Here is an 11,844-nt window from a genome sequence, read left to right on the forward strand (position 1 = left end):
GGCCCCTCGAAGAGCACGCCGCCCGGCACCGCGCGTCGCCGGGCGCCCCGGAGCGGGTCCACGCCCGGTCCCCCGGCCGGGTCCGGCATCCGCGCCGCGTCCGGTCCGGGGCAGGGCCCTGAACCCGGCCGGTCCGGCGTCCGGCACCGCGGCCCCGTGCCCCCGCAAAGCGCCCGGTATCCCCGCACGGCACGGCACCGCACCGCAAAGCGCCGCACCGCGCCCGCTCACCCGGCTCCCACCGCCCGTCCCCGTGCGTGGAACTACCGCCCCGGCTCACGACGTTCCCGTCGTACCGCCCCTGCTCCCCGCAGCCCCGTACTGTCGAAGGCCCTCGCCCCGTCACCAGGAGTTGTGTGCCGATGACCACCGCAGCCAAGCGCAGCGACCGGAGGATCAGCCCGGTCTTCCTCGGGATCGTCGCCGTCACCGCGGTCTCGGGCTGGGCGGTGTGGACGGACTTCGCCGAGCAGACCGGTTTCGCGGTCTTCCTCTTCGTCACCGGGGCCTGGATCGTCTCGCTCTGTCTGCACGAGTACGCGCACGCCCGCACCGCGCTGCACAGCGGGGACCTCTCGGTCGCGGACAAGGGGTATCTGACCCTGAACCCGCTCACGTACACCCATGCCCTGCTGAGCATCGTGCTGCCGGTGCTCTTCGTGATCATGGGCGGGATCGGGCTGCCCGGTGGTGCGGTCTACATCGAGCGGGGCCGTATCAGCGGCCGCTGGAAGCACAGCCTGATCTCCGCGGCGGGCCCCCTGACGAACCTGCTGTTCGCCGTCGTCTGCACGGCGCCGTTCTGGCTGGACGCCCTGGACGGTGTTCCGCCCGCCTTCCAGTACGCGCTGGCGTTCCTCGCGATGCTCCAGCTCACCGCGGCGATCCTGAACTCGGTCCCGATTCCGGGGCTGGACGGCTACGGCGTGATCGAGCCCTGGCTCTCGTACCGGATCCGCCGCCAGGTCGAGCCGATCGCACCGTTCGGGCTGATCGCCGTGTTCGGCATCCTGTGGATCCCCGAGGTGAACATCGCGTTCTTCGACGCGATCGACGCGCTGCTGCGGAGCCTGGGCGTCAGCGAGGTCTCGACGCGCTGCGGGCTCGACACGTACCGCTTCTGGCAGGAGTTCTGGAACGAGCAGGACCCGCGCTGCGCGGTCGCGGGATAGGGGCCGCCGGCCCCGGCTCTCAGGCGGCGTCCGCCGCCCGCATCCGGTGCTTGCGCACGTAGAACCACGTCATGTTCGACGAGAGCCCGGCCACCAGTACCCAGAGGATGCCGAGCAGGTTGCCCTGGGCGAAGGAGACCACGGCTGCGACGACGGCGAGGACGCAGACGACGAGGGCGTAGATGGCGAGGCGGGGCATGGGGAGTGGCTCCTGTGTCCGGGATGGTGCGCGGTCCCGTCCAGTGTCCCTCATGCCCCGTTCCGCCCTCGGCGCGGTCCGGCTCAGACGTCGGTGGCGCGCAGTCCCGCGTGCGCCTTGTAGCGGCGGTTGACCGAGATCAGGTTGGCCACCAGCGACTCGACCTGGTGGGCGTTGCGCAGCCGGCCCGCGAAGATGCCGCGCATTCCGGGGATGCGGCCCGCGAGCGCCTGCACGATGTCGGTGTCGGCACGTGCCTCGCCCAGCACCAGCACATCGGTGTCGATCTCCTCGATCGCCTCGTCCTGGAGCAGGACGGCGGAGAGGTGGTGGAAGGCGGCCGTGACCCGGGAGTCCGGCAGCAGGGCCGCGGCCTGCTCGGCGGCACTGCCCTCCTCCGGCTTCAGGGCGTAGGCGCCCTTCTTGTCGAAGCCGAGCGGATTGACGCAGTCGATCACGAGCTTGCCCGTGAGCTCCTCGCGCAGCGATTCCAGCGTCTTGGCGTGGCCGTCCCACGGAACCGCGACGATCACGATGTCGCTGCGCCGCGCGCAGTCGGCGTTGTCCGCGCCCTCGACGCCGAATCCCAGCTCGGCGGCGGCCGCGGCGGCCCGTCCGGCGTCGCGCGAGCCGATGGTCACCCGCTGCCCGGCGCGGGCGAGGCGGTAGGCGAGGCCGCGGCCCTGCGGACCGGTCCCGCCGAGCACACCGACCGTGAGTGCGGATACGTCGGGCAGGTCCCAGGGGTCCTTGGCGGGGGGCTTGGGGGCACTGCCGCTGTCATGGGTAGTCATGAGGGCGACCCTACTGCCAGGTAGTACGGGGAACCCCTCGGCGGCGGACGGACGGACCCCCCGCGCCGCCCCGGCCCCGTTCGGGTGAGGCGGCGCCAACCGGCTTCGGTTCGGCCGGACTTGGGGCATGATGCCGGGCCATGGATGCCGTACGTGTCGCCCTGCTCCGTGACGTACTCGCCGGGACCGAGTGGCCCGGGGCGACCCGGCGGTTCGCGGGGGCGCTGCGCTCGTCCGTCGTACCGCAGGGCGGCGGACTGCTGCTGGTGGGGACCGAGGCGTACGAGCCGTGGCATCTGGCGGCGCATCTGGTCGACGAGTCCGCCTGGTCGGGGCTGCCGGAGCTGCGGCCCACGCTCGTACGCCACCGGGTGGAGCCGGGCGATCCCGCGCATCTGGCGGTCGGCCTCGGCCGGATCGAGGCGGCCGGGCGGGGCGAGACCCTGCTGATGGTGGCGCCGCGGCGGCCGGACGGCGGGCTGCTGGAGCGGGTCCACGACGCGCGGCGGGCGGGGGCGACGGTGCTCACCCTGGACGGCGGGGACCCGGAGGTGGGGGGCCTGGCCCATGAGGCGCTCGTGGTCCGGGGCGGTGACGATGTCGACCTCGACACGGTGCAGCACCTGGTGAGCGCGGCCGCCGGGGAGAACGGCCGGCCCGCGCCGCACGGCCGCCGGACCTTCCGGGACCGGCTCTCCCGGCTGGCCGACCAGCTGACGCAGCCGCCACCGCCCCGCTGGTAAACCGGTTTGCGCAGAGCATCCAAAGGGCCGAGCATGACCCTCTGTGACTCCCGCTACTCCCCCGGCCGACGCGGACGCCCCGGCCGACCCGCATGATCCTCCCGCCCCGAAGGCCCCGGACTCCTCGGACTCCTCGGACTCCTCGGACTCCTCGGACGCTTCGGACGCTTCGGACGCCCCGGCCCCTTCGGGTGCCCCCGCCGCCGTGGATGCCCCCGGCGGCCCGCACGCCCCGGACGCTTCGAAGACCTCCGCCGCCACCGCCTCCTCGCTCCGGGCCAGGCTCCTGGCGCTGCTGCCCGACCTCTCGCCCTGGCGTTCGTCGGCCGACTTCCGGCTGCTGTGGGTCCAGGGTCTGATCACGTTCTTCGGCAGCTTCATGGCCCTGATCGCGCTGCCGCTCCAGATCAAGGAGATGACCGGGTCGCCGCTGGCGGTCGGGGCGATGGGCGCGGTGGAACTCGTCCCCCTGGTCGTCTTCGGCCTGTACGGCGGAGCGCTCGCCGACGCCGTGGACCGGCGCAAGGTCATCCTGCTCACCGAGGCGGGGCTCGGGGTGCTCGCCGGCATCCTCCTGGTGAACGCCCTGCTGCCGGACCCGCTGCTCTGGCCGCTGTACGTGGTGGCCGGCGGGGTCTCCGCGCTGGCCGGGCTCCAGCGGCCCGCGCTGGACTCCCTGATGGCCCGGATCGTGCCGCACCACCAGCAGACCGCCGCCGCCGCGCTGAACTCGCTGCGCTGGCAGGTCGGCGCCATCGCCGGTCCCGCGCTGGCGGGCCTGGTGGTGGCCTACGCCGGGCACGCCACGGCGTACGTCGTCACGGTCGTCACGTTCACCGTCTCCGTCGTGCTCTGTCTGCGCCTGGCACCCGCGCCGCCCGCCCACGACGCGCGAAAGCCGTCGCTGCGCGGGATCGCGGAGGGGGCGCGGTACGCCTGGAGCCGGCCGGTGCTGCTGGGGACGTACGCGATCGACCTCGCGGCGATGCTCTTCGCCTTCCCCAACACGATCTTCCCGTTCCTGGCGGACGAGCTGGACGCGGAGTGGTCGCTGGGCCTGATGTACGCGGCGGGGTCGGTCGGCTCGCTGGTACTGGGGCTGACCAGCGGCTGGACCTCACGGGTGCGCAGGCACGGGCTGTTCGTGGTGTTCGGTGCCGCGGCGTGGGGGCTCGCCATCGCGGCGGCGGGCTGGTTCAGCAACATCTGGCTGGTGCTGGTCTGCCTGGGGGTGGCGGGCGCGGGCGACATGCTCAGCGGACTGGGCCGCGCCACGATCTGGAACCAGACCGTCCCGGAGGAGCTGCGCGGACGGCTCGCGGGCATCGAGGTGCTCTCGTACAGCGTCGGCCCGCAGCTCGGCCAGGTCAGGGCCGGGGCGATGGCCGGCTGGACCGGGACGCGCTCGGCCATCTGGACGGGCGGGGTGGCCTGCGTCGCCTCGGTCGCGCTGCTGGCGGCGGCGCTGCCGAAGCTGATCAAGTACGACTCCGAGACGGACGAGGACGCGATTCGGAGGCGGGCGGCGGGCGTGGCGTCGTGACCCGGGGCGGGCCGCCCGCCCCGGGGGCTTTCCCGGGGCCGGAGCGGATCAGTTCGGCGGGTTCGAGGGGCCGTCCGTGCGGTCGTGCCACTTGGGGTCGGTCTCCCACTCCAGGTTCCGCTCCTGCGCCGTGTCCATCGCGCGCTGCGCCTCCTCACGGGAGGTGTACGGGCCGAACCGGTCCTTCGCCGGGCATTCGGGGCCTTCCTCGACCTTCTTGTGCACCAGGCAGTAGTACCACTCGCCCGGTTTGCCGACGGTGCGCTTCTTGAACAGGGCCATCAGCGGCTCCTTTCCTCGATGCCATGCTGCCCCAAGGACGCTGGTTAGACTCGCTGGCATGTCTGGCCAGTCGCTGCTTGTACCAGGGGAGCTCACTCCCGTCCGTTCCGTACCCGGAAACATCCGGCGCCCCGAATACGTGGGCAAGCCGGCTCCCGCGCCGTACACCGGCCCGGAGATCCAGGACGCCGACACCGTGGAGCGGATGCGGATCGCGGGACGCATCGCCGCGCAGGCGATGGAGGAGGCCGCCAAGCATATCGCCCCCGGCGTGACCACGGACGAACTCGACCGCGTCGCCCATGAGTTCATGGTCGACCACGGCGCGTACCCGTCGACGCTCGGTTACCGCGGCTTCCCGAAGTCGCTCTGCTCCTCGCTCAACGAGGTCATCTGTCACGGCATCCCGGACTCCACGGTGCTGCGCGACGGCGACATCGTGAACCTGGACGTCACCGCGTACATCAACGGAGTGCACGGCGACAACAACGCCACCTATCTCTGCGGTGACGTCGACGAGGAGTCCCGGCTGCTCGTGGAGCGCACCCGGGAGTCGCTGAACCGTGCGATCAAGGCGGTCCGCCCGGGGCGCCAGATCAATGTGATCGGGCGGGTCATCGAGTCGTACGCGAAGCGGTTCGGGTACGGGGTGGTGCGGGACTTCACCGGGCACGGGATCAATTCCTCGTTCCACTCCGGTCTGATCGTGCCGCACTACGACAGCCCGCACGCGACCACGGTCATGCAGCCCGGCATGACGTTCACGATCGAGCCGATGCTGACGCTGGGATCCCACGACTACGACATGTGGGACGACGGCTGGACCGTGGTGACCAAGGACCGCAAGCGGACCGCGCAGTTCGAGCACACGCTGGTCGTGACGGAGACCGGGGCGGAGATTCTCACCCTTCCGTAACGTCATGTCCGGTTCGTTCCGGGGGTACGGTTTTTACCGACAGGCAGTCGGGAACCAGTTGACTTAGGTAAGCCTAAGTAGGAAGATCGGCGTATCGGCAGGCGCTGCCCGCACCCGTTGCGGCGGCGACCGCCGGTATTTCCGTCTCTCACCGGACTTCCCGTCCCCTCGGTCCCCGGAGGCCCGCCTTGGACGCAACCGCCACCGCCACCCCCTTCTCGACGCTCATCCGCACCGCGTCGCACGAGCAGCACGTCGAGGCGGAGACCTCGACCTTCATGAGCGACATGCTCGGCGGACGGCTCGGGGTGGACGCGTACACGCGCTACACCGAGCAGCTGTGGTTCGTGTACCGCGCACTGGAGGAGGGCGCGGAGGCGCTCCGCACCGAACCGGTCGCCGGCCCGTTCATACAGACCGAGCTGATGCGCGGTGCGGAGCTGGAGCGGGATCTTGCACATCTGGCGGGGCCCGGCTGGCGCGAGGGCCTGGAGCCGCTGCCGGCCACCGCCGCCTACGCCGACCGGGTCGCCGAGTGCGCCCGCACCTGGCCCGCGGGCTACATCGCACACCACTACACCCGGTACCTGGGCGACCTCTCGGGCGGCCAGATCATCCGTGACACGGCGGAGAAGACCTGGGGCTTCGCGCGCAAGGGCGACGGCGTGCGGTTCTACGTCTTCGAGGAGATCTCCAACCCGGCGGCGTTCAAGCGGGGTTACCGGGAGCTGCTGGACGCGGTGAACGCGGACGACCTGGAGAAGCAGCGCATCATCGACGAGTGCAAGCGCGCCTTCGCGCTGAACACCGCGGTGTTCCAGGAGCTGGGCGAGGTCTTCCCGCTCAGCGCGTAGCACCCGGCGCTCCGAGAACCCGGCGCCGGGAGAAACGGCGCCCGGAACGCGGCGCGGGACCCGTGGCTCAGCCGCGGACGGCCAGCAGGACGCGGCCCCCGATCTCCACCGTGCCGTCCGGCGCGGGTGCTGTGAGGATCTGGGAGCCGCGTCCTTGTCTGATGTTCAGCGCCCGGCCGAGCCGCGCGCTGAGCAGCAGGGCCGCCGCCCCGGTCGCCTCGTCCTCCACGATCCCGTCGCCGCGGCGCGGGAACGCCCTCGCCCGGACCCGGCCCGCCGCCTCGTCCTCCCAGGCCCATACGTAGAGCAGGCCCTCGCCCGGCGGCGGTCCGGTCAGCGCCTCGACCTCGGCGGCGGATCCGTACCGCTCCAGGATGCGCGGCGGCGCCCATTCCGGGCGGGCGGTGATCCAGGTGAACTCACCGTCCTGCCGGGCGAACACCTCCCCCACCGCCGGCTCCAGGACCTCCAGGTCCAGCAGCCAGGCGGCGCCGACCAGCGGGTGCCCGGCGAACGGCAGCCGCAGCCCCGGCGTGTAGATGTCGACGCGCCCGCGCTCCGGATCGTCGACGAACACGGTCTCGCTGAAGCCGAGCCGCCGGGCCAGTTCCTGCCGGGACGCCTCGTCGGGATGACCGCTCCCGTCCCGTACGACGCCGAGGGCGTTGCCGTGCCGGCCGTCCGGGCCGCAGAACACCCGTAGTACGTCGATGCCCGCGGGTACGTCGATGTCGCTCACGTGCGCATTCAAGCACCGTGCGGGCCCCCGCGACGCCGCGGGGGCCGTACCGGCGACGTGCTGCCGGTACGGCCCCCGACAGGGCTCGGACGTGTGCGTGACGGATCAGACGGTACGGCGGCGGCGCGACGCGACCACGACTCCGGCACCGGCCGCCACGACGACGCCCGCGGCGGCGAACAGGGCGCCGGCCGGGAGGTCGGAGCCGGTGGAGGCCAGCGCTCCGGCGCCGCCCACCGTGCCGCCGCCGCCCACCGTGCCGCCGCCACCGACCGTGCCGCCGGTGGTGGAACCACCGGCGGTGGAGGAGCCCGTGCCACCGGCGGCGCCCGAGCCGCCCGGCAGCTGGGCGTTCTTGTCGAGGGCGACCGCGACGGTCAGGGCGTCGAGCTGCTCGCCCTTGGAGTACATGCCGCCGAATGCCTTGGTGCCGTCGGCGGTGAGGGTCGCCGGGACGCCCGAGAGGTTCACGACGCCGTCCTTGGCGGTGAGGGCACCGGCGGGCAGCTTCAGGTCGGCGACGGACAGATCGGTGTACCGGGTGACCTTCTTGGTCTCCCGGTCCTTGGTCGAGACATCGGCGATCAGCTTGCCGGAGGTCCCGTTCGCCCGGATCTCCAGGTTGGCGAGCGAGAGGTCGAGCGTGTAGGCGTCGCCCTCCTTGTGGCCCAGGAAGCGGACCTTGCCGTCGAACTCGGCGTTGAGCGTCTTCTTGCCGGCGTCGAAGCGTCCGGTGGCGCCGCCGAAGCGGTAACCGTCGCCGGAGGCGGTGGCGCCGCCGCTCGTCTCGACCTTGCCGTGCGCGATCGGGCCGGTCACGTACGTACGGAAGGACTTCTTGACGCCCCAGTTCAGGGTTCCGTCGAGGACCGCGCCCGGGTCGGCGGCCGGCCGGGTGGCCGAGGGGGACGGATTCGCCGTCGGCTTCCCGGTCGGGGACGTGGTGGGCTTCTCGGTCGGCTTCTCCGTGGGCTTGTCGGTCGGCTTCTCGGTCGGCTTCTCCGTGGGCTTCTCGGTGGGCTTCTCGGTCGGCGGCGCGGTGACCGCCTTCACCGTGAGCGTCGCCGGGTCGAGGGCGTCGCCCTCCTTGTACTGGCCGTTGAACGCCTCGGAGCCCGCCTTCGTCAGGGTGGCCGGGATGTCCTTGAAGACCATCGCCCCGCCCGCGCCCTGCCCCGGCCGTACGGCCGACAGGTCCAGGGCGGCGACCGCGACGTCGTTCTCGGTGCCCTCGGGGGTCTTCACATCGGCGGTGATCGCGCCGCCCTTGCCGGCCGTGGAGAGCTTCACGTCCGAGAGCGTGATGTCCAGGACGCCCTTGTGCGCGTAGAAGTTGACCCCGCCCTCGAAGGCCGTGTCCGTGCCGTGGGTGGTCATGTCGTAGGTGCCCTTGCCGTTGACAAAGGTGAACACACCATTGCCCGCGGCCTGCTTGGCGCCGCCCGTGACCGTGATTTTGCCGCCCGAGAACGGGGAGGCGAGGTACTTGCGGAAGGACTCCTTGAAGCCCCAGTCCAGCGTGCCGTCCTTCAGTTCCATGGTCGGGGCCGCGGCTGCGGCGGCCCCGTCCTTGGCCGCGGGGCTGTCGGCGGCGAGCGCGGGGAGGGCGAAGGTCGCGCCCAGGGCGGCTGCCGTGGCGACGGCGGCGGCGAGGGCTATGGGGCGGCGGGTGGCTGCCATGGCGGTGGGTCTCCTTGGTCAGGAAGGGGGTGCGGGAGAGAACGGGGAGAGGGGAGGAAGAAAGGGGAGAGAGGGGAGGAAAAGGGGGGACGGGGGTGGCCCGTGGGCCCAAGAGGCCATGGAGGCCCTACGGAGCTACGGACTTCGGAGCTACGGGACGGTGAGAGCTATGGGGGCTGGGCGGGCCGAGGGGGCTGGGCGGGCCGAGGGGGGGCGGCGGGACTGAAAGCCGCGGGGCCGAGGAGGAGGGGCGGGGGCCGGGGGAGATACGGGGCTAGGCGGTCCGGCGGGACCGACGGCGGCCGACCGCGTACAGCACACCGGCCGCCGCGACGAGCACCACACCGCCGCCGATGGCGAGATACGTTCCGGTGCCCGTGCCCGGGTCCGATGCGGCTGCCACCGGCGCGGTGGAGGCCGCGGCCTTCTTCGCGGGCCCGGCGGAGGGCTCCGCCCCGCTGCCCAGGTCGGGCAGGGCGGGCAGCTGCGCCTTGTCGTCGACGGCGACGGCGAGCGACACCGGGTCCATCGCGGTACCCGCCTTGTACATGCCGCCGAACGCCTTGGCACCGTCCGCGGTGAGGGTCGCGGGCGCCTCGGTGAGGGCGGCCAGTCCGTTCTTCGGCGCGAAGTCCTCGGCGGTGAAGGTGATCAGGGGGACGTCCTCGCGGGTGGTGCCCGCGCTCGTGACATCCGCCGAGAGCGTGCCCTTGCCCGAGGCCACCTCGACGGCGATCCCGGCCAGCTTCAGGTCGAGTTCATGGGCGCCGGTGAAGCGGACGCTGCCCGTGAACCCGGCGTCCAGGGTCTGCTTCTTCGCGTCGTACGTGCCCTTGCCCGCCGGGAAGCGGAACAACGCCCCGCCGTCCCGGGCACCGTCGGCCAGGGACCACTTCCCCTGGCCGATGTCCCCGGTGACGTACTCGCGGAAGGTACGGCGTACGCCCCAGTCGACGGCGGCGTCCTCGAAGCGGCCCGCCTTCTCCTTCTTGCCGGCCGGCTTCTTCGGGGACGGCGACGTGGAGGACTTCGGGTCGTCCTGCTTCGCGGCGGGACCGGTCGTGTCGACGGAGAGACTGATCGGGTCGAGGGGCGTACCGGCCGTGTAGTAACCGGCGAACGCCTTGGCACCCTGCGAAGTCAGCGTCGCCGGGACGTTGTTGAGGGCGATGGGGGTGGAGCCGCCCTTCATGTCGATCCCGGAGAGCCCGAGCGTGGCGAGCGGGACCTGGGCGGCGGAGGTGACCCGTCCGCTCCCCCGCTCCTTGCTGACCATGTCGGCGTAGACCGTGCCGCCGCCCCCGCTGATCCTGACGGTGGGCCGGCTGATGGTGAGGTCGAGCTCGTTGCCGCCGTCGGCCTTCTTGTGGCCGGTGAAGTGCACCCCGCCCGAGAAACCGGAGCTGAGGGCACCGCTCGACGGGTCGTAGGAACCGGTGGCGGAGTGGAAGCGGAACTGACTCCCGCCGACCGTGGCGGCACCGCCGGTCAGGCTCCAACTGCCGCCCGCGATGGGCCCGGTGACATAGCTCTGGAAGGAGGACTTGATGCCCCAGTCCAGTCGGCCGCCCTGCACCGTGCGGCTCGCCGCTTGCGCGGCGGAGACCGGGAGCAGAGCCCCCAGCAGTACCGCGAGAAGCGCGACGGCGAGCGCGCGGGCAGATCGGGACGACAGCATGAGGACCCCTCCGAGGTCTAGCGAGTGAGGTAAGGCTAACCTAAGCTATGTTCGGCCGATGCCGGAACCCTTTCCACCGCATAGTTCACAAAACCTCATGAAGAACCATCAACCGCACACCGCGGAACGACAGGACGGTGCCCCGTGCGCTTCTCGCAGGACTACGCCCCGAGGGGACTTCGCGGACACGCGACCGGCAGGGTGGGCGCCGCCCTGACCGCCGTCGTGGCCCTCGCGCTGGTCCTGACCGGTTGCGGCGGTACGGCGGGCCCCGCCGCCGGGGCCGCCGGGTCCGGCACCCCTGCCACGACGGCCGACCGGGTCGAGCCCCTCGGGACCGCGCCCGCACCGCGGATGCCGGTGACGGTGCGGTCGGCGGACGGTGCCGATGTCACCATCACCTCCACCGACCGGATCGTTCCGCTGACCGGCTCCCTGAGCGAGATCGTCTTCACGCTCGGGTTCGGCGAGCAGGTGGTGGCCCGCGACATCACCGCCACGTTCGAACAGGCCGAGAAGCTGCCCGTGGTGACCCGCGCCCATGACGTCTCGGCGGAGAGCGTGCTCTCGCTGAAGCCCACCGTGGTCCTCGCGGACACCACGACGGGCCCGAGCGAGGCGATCGGGCAGATCCGTGACGCCGGTGTCCCGCTGGTGGTCGTCGACGCGGCCAAGGAACTCGCCGATGTCGGCCGCCGGATCGACACCGTGGCCGCCGCGCTGGGTGTGCCCTCCTCGGGTACCGAACTGAGGACACGCACCCAGTCCCGTATCGACGCCGTACAGAAGTCCGTCCCCGCCCACGAGGACGGAAAGAAGCCCCGGGTCGCGTTCCTCTATCTGCGGGGATCGGCCTCCGTCTATCTGCTGGGCGGCCGGGAGTCGGGAGCGAGTTCGCTGCTGGAGGCGGCGGGCGCCGTCGACGCCGGGAAGGCGTCCGGGCTGGGGAAGGACTTCACCGCGATCACCAGCGAGGCGCTCGCCAAGGCCGCGCCCGACGCGATCCTGGTGATGAGCAAGGGACTCACGTCGGTCGGCGGGGTGGACGGACTGGTGAAGATCCCCGGAGTCGCCGAGACCCCCGCCGGAATGGACCGCCGGATCGTCTCCATCGACGACGGCGTCCTGCTGAACTACGGGCCCCGCACGGACCGGGTGCTCGCCGAACTCGTGGAGCAGCTCTACCCGAAGGGCGGGAAGGGCAAGTGACCACCTCGTACGGAGAACGCGCCGAAACCACCGCG

12 protein-coding genes are annotated in these 11,844 nt (G+C 72.1%); 6 read left to right on the forward strand and 6 right to left on the reverse strand.

Annotated features, from left to right (window positions below):
- Positions 1–362: 362 nt before the first annotated feature.
- Positions 363–1,172, forward strand: a complete 810-nt coding sequence (locus OG251_RS10830; RefSeq protein WP_326676961.1) for a site-2 protease family protein — start codon at positions 363–365, stop codon at positions 1,170–1,172.
- 19 nt (positions 1,173–1,191) lie between these two features.
- On the opposite strand, the gene OG251_RS10835 is transcribed toward OG251_RS10830, so the two are convergent.
- Together OG251_RS10835 and npdG are read right to left on the reverse strand one after the other, a co-directional pair.
- The gene (locus OG251_RS10835) at positions 1,192–1,371 is read right to left on the reverse strand and encodes a hypothetical protein (RefSeq protein WP_073724999.1); all 180 of its coding nucleotides are present in this window, start codon (positions 1,369–1,371) and stop codon (positions 1,192–1,194) included.
- A gap of 83 nt (positions 1,372–1,454) precedes the next feature.
- Positions 1,455–2,165, reverse strand: coding sequence for an NADPH-dependent F420 reductase (gene npdG, locus OG251_RS10840; RefSeq protein WP_073724997.1), 711 nt, complete (start codon positions 2,163–2,165; stop codon positions 1,455–1,457).
- Between the two features lie 140 nt (positions 2,166–2,305).
- Here npdG and OG251_RS10845 point away from each other — a divergent pair, with 140 nt between their 5' ends.
- Complete coding sequence (locus OG251_RS10845) at positions 2,306–2,908, forward strand: hypothetical protein (protein ID WP_326676962.1); 603 nt, start codon at positions 2,306–2,308, stop codon at positions 2,906–2,908.
- Between the two features lie 286 nt (positions 2,909–3,194).
- The gene (locus OG251_RS10850) at positions 3,195–4,451 is read left to right on the forward strand and encodes an MFS transporter (protein WP_365533877.1); all 1,257 of its coding nucleotides are present in this window, start codon (positions 3,195–3,197) and stop codon (positions 4,449–4,451) included.
- Positions 4,452–4,499: 48 nt separating this feature from the next.
- On the opposite strand, the gene OG251_RS10855 is transcribed toward OG251_RS10850, so the two are convergent.
- Positions 4,500–4,733, reverse strand: a complete 234-nt coding sequence (locus OG251_RS10855) for a hypothetical protein (RefSeq protein ID WP_326676963.1) — start codon at positions 4,731–4,733, stop codon at positions 4,500–4,502.
- Between the two features lie 58 nt (positions 4,734–4,791).
- Here OG251_RS10855 and map point away from each other — a divergent pair, with 58 nt between their 5' ends.
- Both map and OG251_RS10865 read left to right on the forward strand, forming a co-directional pair.
- Positions 4,792–5,649 (forward strand): type I methionyl aminopeptidase, encoded by an 858-nt coding sequence (gene map, locus OG251_RS10860; protein ID WP_326676964.1) that lies wholly within the window; start codon positions 4,792–4,794, stop codon positions 5,647–5,649.
- 188 nt (positions 5,650–5,837) lie between these two features.
- Positions 5,838–6,503 carry a biliverdin-producing heme oxygenase gene (locus tag OG251_RS10865; protein WP_326676965.1) on the forward strand — a complete coding sequence of 222 codons (666 nt, stop codon included), beginning with the start codon at positions 5,838–5,840 and terminating at the stop codon, positions 6,501–6,503.
- Between the two features lie 67 nt (positions 6,504–6,570).
- On the opposite strand, the gene OG251_RS10870 is transcribed toward OG251_RS10865, so the two are convergent.
- The 3 genes from OG251_RS10870 to OG251_RS10880 all read right to left on the reverse strand — a co-directional run bounded on the left by OG251_RS10870 (position 6,571) and on the right by OG251_RS10880 (position 10,600).
- Complete coding sequence (locus OG251_RS10870) at positions 6,571–7,242, reverse strand: PhzF family phenazine biosynthesis protein (protein ID WP_326676966.1); 672 nt, start codon at positions 7,240–7,242, stop codon at positions 6,571–6,573.
- Positions 7,243–7,347: 105 nt separating this feature from the next.
- Positions 7,348–8,922, reverse strand: coding sequence for an HtaA domain-containing protein (locus OG251_RS10875; protein ID WP_326676967.1), 1,575 nt, complete (start codon positions 8,920–8,922; stop codon positions 7,348–7,350).
- Between the two features lie 274 nt (positions 8,923–9,196).
- Positions 9,197–10,600, reverse strand: coding sequence for an HtaA domain-containing protein (locus tag OG251_RS10880; RefSeq protein ID WP_326676968.1), 1,404 nt, complete (start codon positions 10,598–10,600; stop codon positions 9,197–9,199).
- 144 nt (positions 10,601–10,744) lie between these two features.
- Between OG251_RS10880 and OG251_RS10885 the strand changes: the two genes are divergently transcribed.
- On the forward strand, positions 10,745–11,809 hold the full coding sequence (locus OG251_RS10885) for a heme/hemin ABC transporter substrate-binding protein (RefSeq protein ID WP_326676969.1): 1,065 nt from the start codon (positions 10,745–10,747) through the stop codon (positions 11,807–11,809).
- Positions 11,810–11,844: the final 35 nt, after the last annotated feature.

The organism is Streptomyces sp. NBC_01237, assembly GCF_035917275.1.
Lineage (GTDB): Bacteria > Actinomycetota > Actinomycetes > Streptomycetales > Streptomycetaceae > Streptomyces.